A 17,289-nucleotide genomic window follows, 5' to 3' on the forward strand; every position below is an offset into this window, starting at 1 on the left:
GCGGTGGAAGCCGCCATCGCCCGCGCCAAAGCGCGCAAAGCCGAACAGCAGGCCGCCCAGGCGGAAATCGCGTCAACCGCAGCCAATGACGACCCACGCAAAGCGGCCGTCGCCGCGGCGATCGCCCGCGTTCAGGCGCGCAAAGCAACACAGCAGGCAGTTAACGAGGAATAAATGGTTTTCAGAATCGCAAGCTCCCCCTATACCCATAACCAGCGGCAGACTTCGCGCATTATGCTGCTGGTGCTGCTCGCCGCCGTGCCTGGCATTGTGGTCCAGACATGGTTTTTCGGCTGGGGCACCGTCCTGCAGATTGTCCTCGCCGCTCTGACGGCCTGGGCAATGGAAGCCGCTATTCTCAAACTGCGCAAACAGCCTGTTGCGTCCACCCTGAGGGATAACTCCGCCCTGCTCACTGGCCTGCTGCTGGCGGTGAGTATTCCGCCGCTGGCCCCCTGGTGGATGGTGGTGCTCGGCACCGCCTTTGCCATAGTGATCGCCAAGCAGTTGTACGGTGGACTCGGCCATAACCCCTTCAACCCGGCGATGATCGGCTACGTCGTGCTGCTGATTTCCTTCCCGGTGCAGATGACCTCCTGGCTGCCTTCATACGAGATTGCCGCCCATATCCCGGCGTTCAGCGATACGCTGCAGATGATCTTTACCGGTCATACCGCCGCCGGAGGCGACATGGCCAGCCTGCGGCTGGGTATCGACGGCATCAGCCAGGCAACCCCGCTGGATACCTTCAAAACCTCCCTGCATGCCGGACATAGCGTCCAGCAGGTACTGCAGTTGCCGGTTTACGGCGGCGTTCTGGCGGGCCTGGGCTGGCAGTGGGTGAATATCGCCTGGCTGGCGGGCGGACTATTTCTGCTGTGGCAGAAAGCGATCCGCTGGCATATCCCGGTCAGCTTCCTCGTCAGCCTTGGCCTGTGCGCGACCCTCGGCTGGATCTTCTCGCCGCAGAGTCTGGCCTCGCCGCAGATGCATTTGCTCTCCGGAGCCACCATGCTTGGCGCCTTCTTTATTCTGACCGACCCGGTGACGGCTTCGACAACCAACCGCGGCCGTCTGATCTTTGGCGCCCTCGCCGGCCTGTTGGTGTGGCTTATTCGTAGCTTCGGCGGTTACCCGGACGGCGTGGCGTTTGCCGTTCTGCTGGCGAATATTACCGTGCCGCTGATCGATTACTACACCCGTCCGCGCGCGTATGGCCACCGTTGAGAGAGCGAAGATGTTAAAAACCATGCGAAAACACGGCGTCACGCTGGCGTTGTTTGCCGCCGGCTCCACCGGGCTAACGGCGGCGATCAATGAGTTGACCAAAAGCACCATCGACCAGCAGGCGGCACAGCAGCAGAAAGCGTTATTCGACCAGGTTTTACCTGCCGACCGCTATAATAACGATCTGCTCAAGAGCTGCTATCTGGTCAGCGCCCCGGCGCTGGGCAAAGGCCAGCATAAAGTGTGGATAGCCAAAAATAACGACCAGCCGATCGGCGCGGTCATGGAAGCCACCGCGCCGGATGGCTATTCCGGAGCGATCCAGCTGCTGGTGGCCGCCGATTTTAGCGGCACGGTCCTCGGCACCCGCGTGACCGAGCATCATGAAACCCCGGGTCTGGGGGATAAAATCGAGCTGCGCCTGTCGGACTGGATCACCCATTTTACCGGGAAAGTCATCCACGGCCAGGGCGACAGCCACTGGGCGGTCAAAAAAGACGGCGGCGATTTTGACCAGTTCACCGGCGCCACCATCACCCCCCGGGCGGTGGTCAATGCCGTTAAGCGCGCAGGCCTGTATGCACAAACGCTGCCTGCGCAACTTCCTGAATTCAGCGCCTGTGGAGAGTAACCATGAGCGAAGTTAAAGACGTCATCGTCCAGGGTCTGTGGAAAAACAACTCCGCTCTGGTTCAGCTGTTAGGGATGTGTCCCCTGCTGGCGGTCACCTCAACCGCCACCAACGCCCTTGGGCTGGGTCTGGCGACGACCCTGGTGTTGACCCTGACCAACCTGACCATCTCCAGCCTGCGCCGCTGGACCCCGGCGGAGATTCGGATCCCGATCTACGTGATGATTATCGCCTCGGTGGTGAGCGTGGTGCAGATGCTGATCAACGCCTATGCGTTCGGTCTGTATCAGTCGCTGGGGATTTTCATCCCGCTTATCGTCACCAACTGCATCGTGGTGGGCCGCGCCGAAGCCTTTGCCGCCAAAAAAGGACCGGCGCTGTCGGCGCTGGACGGCTTCTCTATCGGTATGGGGGCCACCTGCGCGATGTTCGTGCTGGGCTCCCTGCGCGAAATCCTCGGCAATGGCACGCTGTTTGACGGCGCCGACAGCCTGCTTGGCAGTTGGGCAAAGGTCCTGCGCATCGAGGTTTTCCATACAGACACTCCTTTCCTGCTGGCTATGCTGCCGCCAGGCGCCTTTATTGGCCTCGGCATGATGCTGGCGGTAAAATACCTTATCGATGAACGTAGCAAGCAGCGGAAGGCGCAGGCGGCCCGGGCCGACTCTGTCGCACCGTCTGACGCGACAGGGAAAGCGTAATATGAACAAAGCCAAACGCCTGGCGATCCTTACCAGGCTGCGGGACAACGATCCCCACCCCACCACCGAGCTGCACTTCAGCTCGCCGTTTGAGCTGCTGATTGCCGTCCTGCTCTCGGCGCAGGCGACCGACGTGAGCGTCAATAAAGCGACAGCCAAACTCTACCCGGTGGCCAATACGCCTGCGGCGATGCTGGCGCTGGGGGTGGAGGGCGTGAAATCCTATATCAAAACCATCGGCCTGTTTAACAGCAAAGCGGAAAACGTCATCAAAACCTGCCGGATCCTGCTGGAGCAGCACAACGGCGAGGTACCGGAGGACAGAGCGGCGCTGGAGGCGTTGCCCGGCGTGGGCCGCAAAACCGCCAACGTGGTGCTAAATACCGCCTTTGGTTGGCCGACGATCGCCGTGGACACCCATATCTTCCGCGTTTGCAACCGGACGCAATTCGCCCCCGGGAAAAACGTCGAACAGGTGGAAGAGAAGCTGCTGAAGGTGGTTCCTGCCGAGTTTAAGGTCGACTGCCATCACTGGCTTATTCTGCACGGCCGTTACACCTGTATCGCTCGCAAGCCGCGCTGTGGCTCCTGCCTGATTGAAGACCTTTGCGAATTCAAAGACAAAGTTTACGCCTGATCGTCTTACTCACGACCATATCCTAACTTTAGGTTATGGTCCGCATTTAGCTATTTAACCCGCCGTTAACACCACATAAACCGCATTTTCATGGGCTATTATCCGGTTATATAACAAACAACCAGCTCATTCATTTTTTAGCGTCGCAAAATTTCTATGCATTTGTGATCCAGATCATGCTCGCAACTCGATGTTGAAAGAATGTTATTAAAATGGAAATAAAAGTCAGGCAATACAACGGCTGATCAACGATCATCAGGATAATAAGCCATGAATTTTTAGGATAATGGACCATATCACTACTTTATTGCGCAATCAGTAGAATATATCGCCTTTCCGGGAAAAATGGGCGAATCAAAAAGATAAAAATAGCAGCGATAACGTAACGGTGAAATTTAACTCTGTATAACATTCATATGTCCGGAGCATTATACCGACCTGATTATGTGTAACAGATTATTACAAAGGCCTTGCCTGATGCGCCAGGATAGTGAACATTACCTGCCGTTTTCCCTCCAAGAATAACTATAAAGGCGGCGGTCCAACGAGATTGCGCCCCGAACACCCCCCAGTAAATATGGGATGTAAAAAAAGAGGTATATGTGTCTACTGCAAACAATAAACCAGCAGAAAGCGTGAGTCTGAACGCTTTCAAACAACCACGCGCGTTCTATCTCATTTTCTCGATCGAGTTGTGGGAGCGTTTTGGTTACTACGGCCTGCAAGGGATCATGGCCGTTTACCTGGTAAAACAGCTGGGTATGTCGGAAGCGGATTCCATTACTCTGTTCTCCTCCTTTAGCGCGCTGGTTTATGGCCTGGTCGCCATTGGCGGCTGGCTGGGCGATAAAGTGCTGGGTACCAAACGCGTCATTATGCTGGGCGCTATCGTGCTGGCCATCGGCTATGCGCTGGTCGCCTGGTCCGGTCATGACGCCGCTATCGTCTATATGGGTATGGCGACTATCGCCGTCGGTAACGGCCTGTTTAAAGCCAACCCGTCTTCCCTGCTTTCTACCTGCTATGACAAAAACGATCCGCGTCTGGACGGTGCATTTACCATGTACTACATGTCCATCAACATCGGTTCGTTCTTCTCGATGCTGGCAACTCCGTGGCTGGCCGCGCGTTTCGGCTGGAGCGTCGCCTTCGCCCTGAGCGTGGTGGGGATGGTGATCACCATCATTAACTTCGCCTTCTGCCAGAAATGGGTGAAACAGTACGGTTCGAAACCGGACTTTGCCCCGGTGCATATGGGTAAACTGCTGGCGACCATCGCTGGCGTGGTGGTGCTGGTCGCTATCGCTACCTGGCTGCTGCACAACCAGGGTATCGCACGTATGGCGCTGGGCGTCATCGCGCTGGGTATCGTGGTGATTTTCGCCAAAGAGGCGATGGGCCTGAAAGGCGCCGCGCGTCGCAAAATGATCGTCGCCTTCCTGCTGATGGTAGAAGCGATCGTCTTCTTCGTACTGTACAGCCAGATGCCGACCTCTCTGAACTTCTTTGCTATCCGCAACGTGGAGCACTCGATCCTCGGCCTCGCCTTCGAGCCGGAACAGTATCAGGCGCTGAACCCGTTCTGGATCATGATTGGTAGCCCTATTCTGGCCGCCATCTATAACAAGATGGGCGACCGCCTGCCGATGCCGCACAAGTTCGCTATCGGTATGGTGCTGTGCTCCGGCGCGTTCCTCGTCCTGCCTTTAGGGGCGAAGTTCGCCAGCGACGCCGGTATCGTCTCGGTTAACTGGCTGATTCTGAGCTACGCGCTGCAGTCTATCGGTGAGCTGATGATTTCCGGCCTCGGCCTGGCGATGGTCGCTCAGCTGGTTCCCCAGCGTCTGATGGGCTTCATTATGGGCAGCTGGTTCCTCACCACCGCCGGTGCGGCAATCATCGCCGGGAAAATCGCCAACCTGATGGCGGTACCGGAAAACGTCACCGATCCGCTGGTGTCGCTGGAAGTGTATGGCCACGTGTTCCTGCAGATCGGTATCGTCACCGCGGTCATCGCCGCCCTGATGCTGCTGACCGCGCCGAAGCTGAACCGAATGACTCAGGACGACAGCGCGGACGTAAAAGCACGCGAAACCGCGGCAGCCTGACGCCGCAGGGAAAACCAATTATTTTTAAGCCGCTAACGTTAGGTTAGCGGCTTTTTTTTTACCCCTGGCGGGACTAACATACAGAAAACTGCAGCCACGAGGAGTAACGCATGAAACTGTTCTACAAACCCGGCGCCTGTTCCCTCGCCTCACACATCGCCCTGCGCGAAAGCGGCCTGGATTTCACTTTGCAGAGCGTGGATCTGGCAAGGAAACAGCTGGAAAACGGGGAAGATTATCTGCTGATCAACCCGAAAGGTCAGGTGCCGGCGCTGCTGCTGGATGATGACATCCTGCTTACTGAGGGCGTGGCTATTATGCAGTACATCGCCGATCAGGTGCCGGACCGCCATCTTCTGGCGCCCGTGGGCTCCGTTGCCCGTTACCAGACCCTGGAATGGCTGAACTACGTCGCTACCGAACTGCACAAAGGCTTTACGCCGCTGTTCCGCCCGGACACCCCGGAGGACTATAAGCCCGTTGCGCGCGCGTTGCTCGAGAAAAAACTGCAGTACGTGGATGCCTCGCTGGCGGATAAACAGTGGCTCACCGGCCATCGCTTCACTATCGCCGATGGTTATCTGTTCACGGTGCTGCGCTGGGGCTATGCGATTAAACTGGATATGGCCGCCTGTAGTCATATCGGCAGCTGGATGGCGCAGGTGGCGGCGCGTCCGGCAGTGGCTGACGCACTGGCAGCGGAAGGCTTAAAGTAAGACCAGAGACTGCCCGGCGCTCTGCCGGGCAGAGTCGGAAAGTTACAGTCGGGTGGCGCTGAAGCAGTGCTCCGGCACAGCAATACGATCCTGCGCCGCCACCACCTGCAGTTCATACTCCTGCATGTTTTTGGTGGTCAACATGATCTCGTACACTGCGGCGGTGACGTGCTCAAGCGCGTCGCGCAGGCTGGCGCCCTGCAGCAGTTTCACCAGCAGCAGACCGCTGGTCACATCGCCAACGCCCACCGGCTGACGCAGGCCAAAATCCACCAGCGGCCGGCTGATATGCCAGGCTTCATCTGCGGTCACCAGCAGCATCTCAAAACGGTCCATGCTCATGCCGGCGCGGGAAAGATGCTTAACCAGCACCACCTCCGGCCCCTGGGCAATCAGCTCCCGCGCGGCGGCCACCGCCTCGCTCACGCTGGCGACCGGATGACCGCAGAGGATCTCCAGCTCCACCAGATTAGGCGCAATGATATCGCTGGCCGGCAGCGCATAGCGCACGTGGAACTCCGCCACGCCCGGGGCGACGATGCAGCCCTTCTCCGGATGGCCCATCACCGGGTCACAAAAATACTTCGCCGCCGGATTGGCCGCTTTTACCTGACGCACGATGCCCAGGATATGCTCGCCCTGTTCAGCAGAGCCGAGATAGCCGCTCAGTACCGCATCGCAGGTCTGCAGCTTATCGATAGCGGCGATGCCCTGGACGATCTCCGTCAGGTGCGAAGGCGGCATCACACAGCCGGTCCATTTGCCGTACTGCGTGTGGTTAGAGAACTGTACGGTATTGAGGGGCCAGACATTGGCGCCCAGGCGGCGCATCGGGAACTCGGCGGCACTGTTGCCGGCGTGGCCAAACACAACGTGAGACTGAATGGCGAGGATGTTCTTCATTTTCTTACCACAACCCTAAAAAGAAAAAGGGCGTGGTTTCCCACGCCCTGGTAGTATTTTTTTATTTCCAGCAGACCAGGCAGTAATTCTTCTTACCGCGGCGCAGCAAGGTGTAGCGGCCGAACAGGCGATCGCTGTCGGCAAAAACATATTCCGGATCGGCCTGTTTTTCACCGTTGATGGTCACTGCGTTAGAGGCGACGGTTTTACGCGCCTGGCCGCGGGACGGCTGCAGCACGGAATCCACCAGCGCCTGCAGCAGATCGGCGCCCTTTTCCATCTCAATCATCGGCACGCCGTCCTGAGCCAGCTGTTCGAAGTCAGCTTCGCTCAGGTCGCTCAGGTTGCCGTTGAACAGGCTCTCGGTAATGCGTTTCGCCGCTTCCAGGCCCTCTTCGCCGTGCACCAGACGCGTCACCTGCTCTGCCAGCACGTACTGGGCGCGCGGCGCTTTACCGCTGTTTTTATCTTCTTCTTCCAGGGCATTGATCTCTGCGATGTCCATAAAGGTGAAGAACTTGAGGAAGCGATAGACATCAGCATCCGCGGTGTTGATCCAGAACTGGTAGAATTTATACGGACTGGTCTTTTTCGGATCCAGCCACACGGCGCCGCCCTCGGTTTTGCCGAACTTGGTACCGTCCGCTTTGGTAATCAGCGGCACGGTGAGGCCAAACACCTGGTTCTGGTGCAGACGACGCGTCAGATCGATACCGGAGGTAATGTTGCCCCACTGGTCGGAGCCGCCAATCTGCAGCGCCACGCCGTGCAGCTTGTTCAGGCAGGCGAAGTCGTAACCCTGCAGCAGATTGTAAGAAAACTCGGTAAAGGAGATGCCCTGATCGTCACGATTCAGGCGCTGCTTCACCGCTTCTTTGTTGATCATCTGGTTAACAGAGAAGTGTTTACCAATATCGCGCAGGAAGGTCAGCACGTTCATGCTGCCAAACCAGTCATAGTTGTTCGCCGCGATCGCCGAGTTGTCGCCGCAGTCAAAATCAAGGAACGGGGCTACCTGTTTGCGGATTTTATCCACCCACTCCTGCACGGTATCCTCGGTATTAAGCTTACGCTCAGCGGCTTTAAAGCTTGGGTCGCCAATCAGACCGGTAGCGCCGCCCACCAGCGCCACAGGTTTATGACCTGCCTGCTGGAAGCGTTTCAGGCATAACAATGGAACAAGATGCCCCAAATGCAAGCTGTCAGCGGTAGGATCGAAGCCGCAATAGAGCGCGATCGGGCCTTGCGCCAGTCGCTCTGCTAACGCTTCCTCGTCCGTCACCTGGGCTACCAGCCCCCGCTCTTGCAATTGTTTAATCAAGTTACTGCTTGCCATCAAATTCTCCATGTATAAACGACTGCACCTCTGCCGGTACACGACTTTTCGCCAGATGCGAAAAGTACATAGAATAAAGCGCCGGCCCTTTCAGCGCCAGCGCTTCGATAACTAATTTCGGCAATTACGGTGCCAGGCGGTCGATTTTCCAGGCGCCGTTATCGCGCTGGTATAAAAAGCGATCGTGCAGGCGATGTTCACCCCCCTGCCAGAACTCCATCTGCTCGATGCTGACGCGGAATCCGCCCCAGAAACTCGGCAGGGGCACTTCACCCTGCTGGAATTTCTGCTTCAGCTCGAGGAATTTGCTCTCCAGGATACCGCGGGCAGAGATCCGGCTCGACTGTTGCGAGACCCAGGCGCCGATCTGGCTGTCACGCGGGCGGCTGTGGAAATATTTGACCACCTCCAGCGTCGACAGGCGTTCCGCTTTGCCGATCACCATCACCTGGCGCTCCAGCATATGCCACGGAAACAGCAGGCTGACCTGCGGGTTATTTTCAATCTGATGGGCTTTGCGGCTGCCGAGGTTGGTATAAAACACCAGCCCTTTTTCGTCGTAATGCTTAAGCAGCACAATGCGCTGATAGGGTTGGCCGCGCTCATCAACGGTGGCAACCACCATGGCCGTTGGGTCGGCGAGTTTCGCGTCGCAGGCCTGACGCAGCCAGCGCTCAAACAGCGGCAGAGGTTCAGCAGGAAGATCGTGGCGACGCAAACCGCCACGGGTGTATTCACGGCGCAAGTGCGCGATTTGCTGGAGTTCGTCGTTATCAGACATGGCCATTGAGGATATAGTCAAAAGGTGGCGTTATTGTGCGCCCCCCGGACAGAAATCTCAACGTTTGGCGGTCTGCAGCTGGCAGTTATCGAGGACGATGCGGTCGCGCTTATAGACGGTGGCGGTATCGCCTTTCGACCAGAAGACATAGACGCCGTCGGTGTAGCGCGCGCCGGAAGCCGACAGCCCCTCTGACAGATTCAGCTGCTGATTGTCATAGATAAAACTAACCTGCTGGCGTTGGTTATTGCGATGGACCGTCAACGGTTTCTGGTCGCATTGATACTCCAGCGTGTCCGTCTGCATCCGCTCGACAAACTGGTTGTAGTAGCTACAGCCCGCCAGCATAAAAGGTACAACTGCGATAAGAATTTTTTTCATTCGTTTGCCTTCGACTTTCCCGGTCACGGAGGGCACTCCGCCCTCCGCTTAACTTGTCCAGTTTACCGGTCGCGTCGTCTTTAAGATTTCAGTTAACTCCGATTCTGCGGCGGGTTAGCAGGGAAAATGGCGCCCAGCACCGTGGCTTCGCTGGCGCCGGTCACGGAGGGCAGATTACCCGGCAGGCCGGCGATCGTGCGCCAGGCCAGCCAGGCAAAGGCCAGCGCTTCCATATCATCGCCGCTGATCCCCGCCTCATCGGTGGTGGAGACTTCGGTTCCTGGCAGCAGGGCCGCCAGGCGCGCCATTAACAATGGGTTACGCGCGCCGCCGCCGCACACTAACAAACGCTCGCAGCCGCCGCTTAACAATACCTGCTCACTGATGGTCACGGCGGTTAATTCCGCGAGCGTTGCCTGCACATCCTGCCCGCGCAGCCCAGGATAACGAGCCAGATGCTGCTCCAGCCAGCCGTAATTGAAATATTCCCGACCGGTGCTTTTCGGCGCCGGCAGGGCAAACCATGGATCGCTCAGCATATCCTGCAGCAGCGGCAGGAGCACTTTGCCTTCGCTGGCCCATTGGGCGTCCTTATCGTACGGTTTGCCCTGCTGGCGCCAGATCCAGGCGTCCAGCAACATATTTCCCGGTCCGGTATCATAGCCCCGCACCGGCTGGCCCGGCACCAGCAGCGATACATTAGCGATCCCGCCGATATTGAGCACCATCCGCCGCTCAACGGGGTGCGCCAGCAGCGCATGATGGAATGCCGGCACCAGCGGCGCCCCTTGCCCGCCAAGCGCCATATCCCGGCGACGAAAATCCCCCACCACGGTGACGCCGGTGTGGGCGGCGATCTGGTTGTTATCGCCAATTTGCATCGTATGCGGCGCGTCGCCCTGGGGTTCATGCCATACGGTCTGTCCATGGCAGCCGATGGCAATAACGTCGGTGGGTTTGAGCTTTTCCTGACGCATCAGCGCCAGCACGGCATCGGCAAACAGCCGCCCCAGTCGGGTGTCCAGACGACCTAGCTGTGAAAGGGTCAATGACTGGCCCTGGCAAATCGCCAGAATCTCTTCTTTTATCGCGTGTGGGATGGGCCAGGTGAGACTGGCCTGCTGCGCCACCATGTTTTCATTGATGGCAGCCAAAACGACATCGATACCATCAAGGCTGGTACCAGACATAACGCCAATAAAGCGACCCGATCTCATACGTTGTTCCTTCATTCCATGACCCTTGTATATCCTTCACTCCACCATAAAGTGTCCGCTAATGCTATGTTGTAATAATACTTTTTAACAATAGAGCGACAATTCAGAGAACATCGTAAAGAACCGGCGTTTAGTTATGGTTGAAGCACCATTAATTATTATTTTTTGTATAGTCCGGAGAGAAGCTATGCCCGCCGACGACTAAATGCCATATAATTAACCGCATGGACGTTCAATTGAACACCTTCGGTGAACAGGAGATTCATAAATGATTTTACGTGTTTTGGCTGTATCGATGATTGGTTTCACGCTCGCAGGCTGCGTGAGCAGCAGCGGCCTGTCCGGCGATGTTTATTCCGCATCTGAAGCCAAACAGGTGCAGAGCGTGACATACGGTACCATCGTGCATACCCGCGCCGTACAGATCCAGAGCGGCGACGACAGCAATGCCATCGGGGCGATTGGCGGTGCGGTGCTGGGTGGGTTCCTCGGGAACACCATCGGCGGCGGTACCGGACGCTCTCTGGCCACAGCGGCAGGTGCGGTCGCGGGCGGCGTAGCCGGTCAGGGCGTGCAGGGTGCGATGAATAAAACCCAGGGCGTGGAACTGGAAATCCGTAAGGATGACGGCAATACCATTATGGTGGTGCAGAAACAGGGCAGCACCCCGTTCTCCGTGGGTCAGCGCGTGGCGATTGCCGGCAGCGGCAGCCAGGTCACCGTCTCTCCTCGATAATCCCTCTGACGATGCGGCCGGTTATGCCGCATCGTATTATTCCTCTGCATTTATTACCCCCTAATAGCTTCGCATTAGCATTCAGACATCTTAATTTTTGAATTGCATTAATCATTGCGCCTGCGCAATATTTTATCAGTCATCCCCGACTACTCTTCTGCACATTACTCTTTTTATGTCGACGCAATATCGTTGCCCTTGCTTTTCCCTGTGGAATATTGTCTATGCCCAAACACATGAATCATATCGTTAAACGTCTTATCGTTTATATTTGTATTTGTTTACTGGCCGGGGTCGGCATGACCGGGTTGACGGACTTTTTTCACACCAGATTCAACAGCACTTCATCTACACTATTTCCTCTGCTGACCAGTTTTCTGATGGTGTTTCATATCACTATTGCCTGTTTTATGGGCATGAAATACTGGAGCAGCAAGCGTCGCCTGTATCTGACCCCTGTCGCTTTCGGCTTTGCCTGTTCGGCGTTGCTGATGCTGGGCACGCTCAGCAGCTATCCGGACTGGCTCAGCTGCAATCCCTCGCCGGTGGTGAAACAAAATGACGCCGTCATATATTATTTCTTTCGCAATATAATGATGGCTATCTTATTCATGTCATCAATTATTTTGTATTACTTCCGCCGGCGCATCATGCATTCCTGGAAAGCCCATGTAATGACTTTCGCGGCATGTATTGTTCTTGTATTAACCATTATTTATTTATCATGGCTGTACTCCAGCCACTCGCCGAAGCTGAGCATCAATTTTATCGACGACCTGAATCATACTTTCACCCCGCTGTGGCAAAGTATTATCAGCTGGCTGCTGATGGCAGTCTGGTTTATCACGCTAATATTAATAATTTGCTTGAGCAAACTGCGCAATATTTTCTGGTATAGCGGCGCTTTTTTTTGTAGCGCATATTTGTTCACCCTCTTCCGGCTGCTCTCTACCGTTGGGGAACTCGATCAGGCCTGGTATCAGGCGCGTTTTTTTGAAACGCTGTGCACCCTGTTCCTGATCCTGGTGCTGCTGGTCGACGTCTTTATCCTCTATCGGGAGTCTAACCACAAGTATGTCAACTCCTACCAGAATTCGATCCGCGACCCGCTGACCCGCCTCTATAACCGCAGCTTCTTCTATGACACCCTAAACCAGCAGCTGGCGAAGGTGAAGGCCCAGCATCCGCTGTCGGTGATTATCAGCGACCTCGACCATTTCAAACGCATCAACGATAACTACGGCCACATCGCCGGCGACAAGGTGATCCAATTTGCCGCCTCGGTGCTGGACAGCCATTCGCGCAAGGATGATGTCGCCGCCCGCATCGGCGGTGAGGAGTTTGCCCTGCTGCTGGTCAACACCTCAGAGAACGAGGCGCAGGCGATCGCCGAGCGCATCCGTCTGGCGGTCAGCGCCGAGCAGACCGCTCTGCCAGAGCGGATGACCATCAGCATGGGGGTGTATACCACCCATGACAGAAGTGTGACGGCGGAGGAGTGCGTCCAGCGTGCGGACGAAGCCATGTATGAAGCAAAAAACAGCGGACGTAACCGGGTGGTGATCTGGCGACGCCAGGGCGGGTAAAAAAAGGCCCGGGATAGCCCGGGCCGCAAAAGGATTAATCTTTCGCTTGGAGATCGAGGATATTTTGTTCAAGTTTACGAATTAAGTGGAGCAACGTCTCCACTTCCTGCTTCGAGACCCCCGAGAGGATTTCATCGCGGGTCTTGCCTATCACCTCTTCCATCTCATTGATCAGCGGTTCGGCTTTTTCAGTCAACTTGATGCGTTTGGCCCGCCGATCGCTTGCGCAGGTCTGGCGAGAAATAAGCCCTTTCTCCTCCAGCTGATCGAGCGTACGCACCAGCGACGGTTGTTCAATACCGATGGCTTTCGCCAGCTGGATCTGCGACTGCTCAGGCGGCAGCTGGTGGATGTTATGCAGCGTGACCCAGTGGGTCTGCGTTAACTCCAGAGGTTTCAGGCGATGGTCGATTAGCGCGCGCCAGACGCGAACTAAACGTGCCAGATCAGAACCAAGTGGCGATTCCAATTTCATCTCCTTATAATTAGCTTGCTAAGTTATTATACTGATTTTAGAATAGTGTGCAGCATTTGAATAATCAAAACAAATGAATTACTTGATTCAACAAAAACCAAAACAATGATTTACACTGTTAAAGAGTAGCACGTCCTGAGGTTATCCCTGTTATGGCAAAGGATTTTTGCTTGTGAAACTGAGTCTTAATTCATCCGGATTGCCGCTGCAGGACCTGATGTTCGGCGCATCCGTCTATTTCCCTCCGTTGTTCAAAGCCGTCTTGCTGGGCTTCTTTATCTGGCTGTTTTTACATCGCCAGCTGCGTGACTGGATGTATGCGGGCGACATCTGGCATCCCCTGCTGATGGATCTCTCCCTGTTCGCGCTCGCGGTCTGTCTGGCCCTGCTGTTATTGATTGCCTGGTGATCTACCTGCTATGAAAAAATTAAAATATTTGTCAACGCTGTTGGTGGCGGCCATCGCACTGGTTGCCGCGTGGTTGTTATGGAATTTCTACACTCAGTCCCCCTGGACCCGCGACGGGAAAGTGCGCGCCGAGCAGGTCGGGATCACCCCTCAGGTCTCCGGCAGTATTCTGCAGCTTAACGTGGCCGATAACCAGCGAGTCAAGGCCGGTGAAGTCTTGTTTACCATCGACGACACCCCCTACCGCATTGCGGTGCTGAACGCCCAGGCGCAGCTGGCGAAAGCGCAAGCTGAGGTGGCGAAAGCGCAGGCGGAGCAAAGCAAAGCCGCCAGCGAAGCCCGCCGTCGCAGAAACCTGTCGCAGAATGCCATCTCGGCTGAAGACCTTGAAAACGCCAATACCGCCCTGAATACCGCCACCACCACCCTGGCGGCCGCCAGAGCGGGAGTCGGTGTCACCGAGGCGGCGCTAAAGCATGCGCAGTGGCAGCTCAGCCAGACGGTAGTCAAAGCGCCGGTAGACGGCTGGGTGACTAACCTCTCCACCCGGGTCGGCGATTACGCCACCACCGGCCATCCGATATTTGCCCTGGTGGACAGCCATTCGTTCTATGTGCTGGGCTACTTTGAAGAGACCAAACTGCGCCATATTCGCATCGGCGATCCGGCGCAAATCATTCTCTACAGCAATCAGCAGACGCTGCAGGGGCATGTCGCCAGCATCGGTCGCGCGATTGTCGACCAGAGCGTGGAACAGGGAACCGGGCTGGTGGCCAATATCAAACCGAATATCCCCTGGGTCCGCCTCGCCCAGCGCGTCCCGGTGCGGATTGCCTTTGATAGCTTGCCGGCCGATGTCACTCTGGTCTCCGGCACCACCTGCACCGTCTCGATCGGCGGACAGTGATGAATCTGCAGACCCTGTCATGGCGCACGCTGCCCTGGGTTAAAGCCACCCGACCGCAGTGGCGATACGCGCTGCGTAACGGCATCGCCATGTGTCTTGCGCTGAGCATCGCCTATGCGCTGGATCTGGATGAGCCCTACTGGGCGATGACCTCCGCGGCGGTGGTCAGCTTTCCCACCGTCGGCGGGGTGATCAGTAAAAGTTTTGGCCGCATTGCCGGCAGCCTGCTCGGCGCCTGCGCCGCCCTGCTGCTGGCGGGCCATACGCTCAACGATCCCTGGCTGTTCCTGTTCAGTATCTCCGGCTGGCTGGCGCTCTGCACCTGGGCCTGCGCCCTGTTCACCAACAACGTGGCCTACGCCTTTCAGCTGGCGGGCTATACCTGCGCCATCATCGCCTTTCCGGTGATTAATATCAGCGACAGCTACGAGCTATGGGTGATTGCCCAGTCGCGCGTCTGCGAAGTCATCGTCGGGATCCTGTGCGGCGGGTTGATGATGATGATCCTGCCCAGCACCTCCGATGGCAGCAACCTGCTGACGGCTCTGAAAACCATGCACGCCCGCCTGCTGGAGCACGCCAGTCTGCTGTGGGTACCGGAAACGACGGATGCTATCCGCACCGCCCATGAAAGCGTAATTGGCCAGATCCTGACCATGAACCTGCTGCGCATCCAGGCCTTTTGGAGCCACTACCGCTTCCGTCGGCAGAATCCCCTGCTGAACTACCTGCTGCACCAACAGCTCCGAATGACCAGCGTCATTTCCAGCCTGCGGCGTATGCTGCTGAACTGGCCTGACGCCCCGGCCAATACCCGCCAGGTGCTGGAGTCGTTGCTTGCGGAGCTCGCCACCGCCCATGCTGACAGCTATCACGTCGCCCGCATTCTGGCGCCGCTGGCGCCGCCGCCGGGCGCGGATTACCGCCACCTCGCCTTCTGGGCGCGGTTACGCTATTTCTGCCGCATTTATCTGGAAAGCAGCCGCTGGATCCGCCGGGTTGAAAATGCCTCAGCGATCGCCGAGTTCAATGTTCCTTCCGCACCCGCGCTGACCCGCCACACGGACCAGGCGGAAGCCCTGCTCAACGGCATTCGTACCTTTTGCGCCCTGGTGGCGATAGGCGCGTGGGGGATCAGTACCCAGTGGACCAGCTGCGCGGCGGCCCTGACCCTGGCCTCCATCTGCTGCGTACTCTACTCGGTGTCGGCCTCGCCGTTTCGCTCGCTAACCCTGCTGATGCAGACCCTGGTCCTGCTGTCGCTGTTCAGTTTTGTGGTGAAATTTGGCCTGATGGTGCAGATCACCGACCTGTGGCAGTTCCTGCTGTTTCTGTTCCCGTTGCTGACCACCATGCAGTTACTCAAGCTGCAGTGGCCAAAATTTGCCGGCCTGTGGGGGCAGCTTATCGTCTTTATGGGCTCGTTTATCTCCGTCACCAACCCACCGGTGTACGACTATGCGGCCTTTTTCAATGACAATTTAAGCAAGATTGTCGGCGTGGGCTTTGCGTGGCTGGCTTTTGCGGTGCTCAGTCCCGGCTCGGACGCCCGCAAAGGGCGACGGCACATCAGAGCGTTACGGCGTCACTTTGTCGATCAGCTCAGCCGCCGCCCCCAGCACAGCGAGCACGAATTTGAATCGCTGGTATATCACCACGTCAGCCAGCTCAGTCAGAGCCAGGATGCGCTGGCGCGCCGCTGGCTACTGCGCTGGGGAGTGGTCTTGCTGAACTGCTCCCACGTGGTCTGGCAGCTTCGCGAGTGGGAAACCCGCTCCGATCCGCTCGCCCAGGTGCGCGATCTGTGTATCAACCTGCTGCGCGATGTCATGAGCGAGCGCGGCGTGCAGCAGCGGCCGCTGGCCACCACGCTGCAGGAGCTGCTGCGGATCTGCGAGGTTCTGAACCGCCATCATCAGCCGGCGGCCCGGGAGCTGGCCGCCGCGATCTGGCGACTGTATTGCGCGCTATCGCAGCTGGAACAGGCTCCGGTCGCCGGAACGATTGGCGAAAAGATTACTTAATCACCCCGCAGGCAAACCGTTCGCCGCCGCCGCCCAGCGGCTGCGGACTGTCGGCCATATTATCGCCGCCGACATGAACCATCAGCGCTTTGCCTTTCACTTCCGCCAGCGTTTTCAGACGCGGAGCGATAATCGGCTGGTCAGCCACGCCCGCGTCGTTGACCACCAGCAGGGGCAAATCGCCAAGATGTCCGGTGCCCAGCGGCCCTTCATGTTTACCGGTATGTTGCGGATCGTAATGTCCGCCCGCCGCTCCGGCGGCTACGGCTTTGCCCTCTTTCATCGCCGGCTGGCAGCTACCTTCAGCATGGATATGAAAGCCGTGCTTGCCCGGCGGCAACGCTCGCAGATCGGGAGCAAATTCGAGTCCGCGGTCGGTTTCGGTGATTTTTACACTGCCGATGGATTGACCAACGCCCTGGCTGGTCACGAGATTAAGTTGCACATCTTCACTGACGGCCTGTGCGCCAGCGCAAAATGCGAGGGAAAGGATAGCGAGAATACATCGTTGCAT

19 protein-coding genes are annotated in these 17,289 nt (G+C 57.2%); 11 read left to right on the plus strand and 8 right to left on the minus strand.

Translation table 11 applies throughout. From position 1 onward, the window contains the following. Nucleotides 1-174: 174 nt before the first annotated feature. The 6 genes from rsxD to gstA all read left to right on the plus strand — a co-directional run bounded on the left by rsxD (nucleotide 175) and on the right by gstA (nucleotide 6,020). Entirely contained in the window at nucleotides 175-1,227 is a 1,053-nt protein-coding gene (gene rsxD, locus ABLV04_RS07335; protein ID WP_032453109.1) for an electron transport complex subunit RsxD, read from the plus strand. A 10-nt stretch (nucleotides 1,228-1,237) separates the two neighbouring features. Continuing rightward, nucleotides 1,238-1,858, plus strand: coding sequence for an electron transport complex subunit RsxG (rsxG, locus tag ABLV04_RS07340; protein ID WP_032453110.1), 621 nt, complete (start codon nucleotides 1,238-1,240; stop codon nucleotides 1,856-1,858). Nucleotides 1,859-1,860: 2 nt separating this feature from the next. Further along, complete coding sequence (locus ABLV04_RS07345) at nucleotides 1,861-2,559, plus strand: electron transport complex subunit E (protein WP_023289925.1); 699 nt, start codon at nucleotides 1,861-1,863, stop codon at nucleotides 2,557-2,559. Nucleotide 2,560: 1 nt separating this feature from the next. Further along, the gene (nth, locus tag ABLV04_RS07350; RefSeq protein WP_023289926.1) at nucleotides 2,561-3,196 is read left to right on the plus strand and encodes an endonuclease III; all 636 of its coding nucleotides are present in this window, start codon (nucleotides 2,561-2,563) and stop codon (nucleotides 3,194-3,196) included. Nucleotides 3,197-3,798: 602 nt separating this feature from the next. Then, nucleotides 3,799-5,304, plus strand: coding sequence for a dipeptide/tripeptide permease DtpA (gene dtpA / locus ABLV04_RS07355; RefSeq protein ID WP_023289927.1), 1,506 nt, complete (start codon nucleotides 3,799-3,801; stop codon nucleotides 5,302-5,304). A 110-nt stretch (nucleotides 5,305-5,414) separates the two neighbouring features. Further along, nucleotides 5,415-6,020, plus strand: a complete 606-nt coding sequence (gstA, locus tag ABLV04_RS07360; RefSeq protein ID WP_032453112.1) for a glutathione transferase GstA — start codon at nucleotides 5,415-5,417, stop codon at nucleotides 6,018-6,020. A 42-nt stretch (nucleotides 6,021-6,062) separates the two neighbouring features. Here the strand turns inward: gstA and pdxY are convergent, their stop codons facing one another. The 6 genes from pdxY to anmK all read right to left on the minus strand — a co-directional run bounded on the left by pdxY (nucleotide 6,063) and on the right by anmK (nucleotide 10,638). After that, on the minus strand, nucleotides 6,063-6,923 hold the full coding sequence (gene pdxY, locus ABLV04_RS07365) for a pyridoxal kinase PdxY (RefSeq protein ID WP_023289928.1): 861 nt from the start codon (nucleotides 6,921-6,923) through the stop codon (nucleotides 6,063-6,065). A gap of 61 nt (nucleotides 6,924-6,984) precedes the next feature. Further along, nucleotides 6,985-8,259 (minus strand): tyrosine--tRNA ligase, encoded by a 1,275-nt coding sequence (gene tyrS, locus ABLV04_RS07370; protein WP_180265634.1) that lies wholly within the window; start codon nucleotides 8,257-8,259, stop codon nucleotides 6,985-6,987. Then, the gene (locus ABLV04_RS07375) at nucleotides 8,246-8,383 is read right to left on the minus strand and encodes a hypothetical protein (RefSeq protein ID WP_017901085.1); all 138 of its coding nucleotides are present in this window, start codon (nucleotides 8,381-8,383) and stop codon (nucleotides 8,246-8,248) included. The genes tyrS and ABLV04_RS07375 overlap by 14 nt, the downstream gene beginning before the upstream one ends. Beyond that, entirely contained in the window at nucleotides 8,384-9,040 is a 657-nt protein-coding gene (gene pdxH / locus ABLV04_RS07380; RefSeq protein ID WP_032428866.1) for a pyridoxamine 5'-phosphate oxidase, read from the minus strand. A 57-nt stretch (nucleotides 9,041-9,097) separates the two neighbouring features. Further along, on the minus strand, nucleotides 9,098-9,421 hold the full coding sequence (gene mliC / locus ABLV04_RS07385; protein ID WP_032428867.1) for a C-type lysozyme inhibitor: 324 nt from the start codon (nucleotides 9,419-9,421) through the stop codon (nucleotides 9,098-9,100). Nucleotides 9,422-9,513: 92 nt separating this feature from the next. Continuing rightward, nucleotides 9,514-10,638 carry an anhydro-N-acetylmuramic acid kinase gene (gene anmK / locus ABLV04_RS07390; RefSeq protein WP_023289931.1) on the minus strand — a complete coding sequence of 375 codons (1,125 nt, stop codon included), beginning with the start codon at nucleotides 10,636-10,638 and terminating at the stop codon, nucleotides 9,514-9,516. A 268-nt stretch (nucleotides 10,639-10,906) separates the two neighbouring features. Here anmK and slyB point away from each other — a divergent pair, with 268 nt between their 5' ends. Beyond that, nucleotides 10,907-11,374, plus strand: a complete 468-nt coding sequence (slyB, locus tag ABLV04_RS07395) for an outer membrane lipoprotein SlyB (protein ID WP_002907749.1) — start codon at nucleotides 10,907-10,909, stop codon at nucleotides 11,372-11,374. A 224-nt stretch (nucleotides 11,375-11,598) separates the two neighbouring features. Continuing rightward, nucleotides 11,599-12,960 carry a GGDEF domain-containing protein gene (locus tag ABLV04_RS07400; protein ID WP_048297644.1) on the plus strand — a complete coding sequence of 454 codons (1,362 nt, stop codon included), beginning with the start codon at nucleotides 11,599-11,601 and terminating at the stop codon, nucleotides 12,958-12,960. A gap of 34 nt (nucleotides 12,961-12,994) precedes the next feature. On the opposite strand, the gene slyA is transcribed toward ABLV04_RS07400, so the two are convergent. Then, nucleotides 12,995-13,435 carry a transcriptional regulator SlyA gene (slyA, locus tag ABLV04_RS07405; RefSeq protein ID WP_004143833.1) on the minus strand — a complete coding sequence of 147 codons (441 nt, stop codon included), beginning with the start codon at nucleotides 13,433-13,435 and terminating at the stop codon, nucleotides 12,995-12,997. A 172-nt stretch (nucleotides 13,436-13,607) separates the two neighbouring features. On the opposite strand from slyA, the gene ABLV04_RS07410 reads away from it, so the two are divergent. The 3 genes from ABLV04_RS07410 to ABLV04_RS07420 are packed head-to-tail and all read left to right on the plus strand — an operon-like array spanning nucleotide 13,608 to nucleotide 16,775. Continuing rightward, nucleotides 13,608-13,844 carry a DUF1656 domain-containing protein gene (locus ABLV04_RS07410; protein ID WP_032453115.1) on the plus strand — a complete coding sequence of 79 codons (237 nt, stop codon included), beginning with the start codon at nucleotides 13,608-13,610 and terminating at the stop codon, nucleotides 13,842-13,844. A 10-nt stretch (nucleotides 13,845-13,854) separates the two neighbouring features. Further along, the gene (locus ABLV04_RS07415) at nucleotides 13,855-14,751 is read left to right on the plus strand and encodes an HlyD family secretion protein (protein ID WP_180265632.1); all 897 of its coding nucleotides are present in this window, start codon (nucleotides 13,855-13,857) and stop codon (nucleotides 14,749-14,751) included. Beyond that, entirely contained in the window at nucleotides 14,751-16,775 is a 2,025-nt protein-coding gene (locus ABLV04_RS07420) for an FUSC family protein (RefSeq protein WP_205425460.1), read from the plus strand. Before ABLV04_RS07415 ends, ABLV04_RS07420 begins: the two co-directional genes overlap by 1 nt. Here ABLV04_RS07420 and sodC read toward each other — a convergent pair. Continuing rightward, entirely contained in the window at nucleotides 16,768-17,289 is a 522-nt protein-coding gene (gene sodC / locus ABLV04_RS07425) for a superoxide dismutase [Cu-Zn] SodC (protein ID WP_023289937.1), read from the minus strand. The genes ABLV04_RS07420 and sodC overlap by 8 nt on opposite strands.

Origin of the sequence: Klebsiella sp. JN_Kp127 (assembly GCF_040062505.1) — a bacterium.
GTDB lineage: Bacteria > Pseudomonadota > Gammaproteobacteria > Enterobacterales > Enterobacteriaceae > Klebsiella > Klebsiella quasipneumoniae.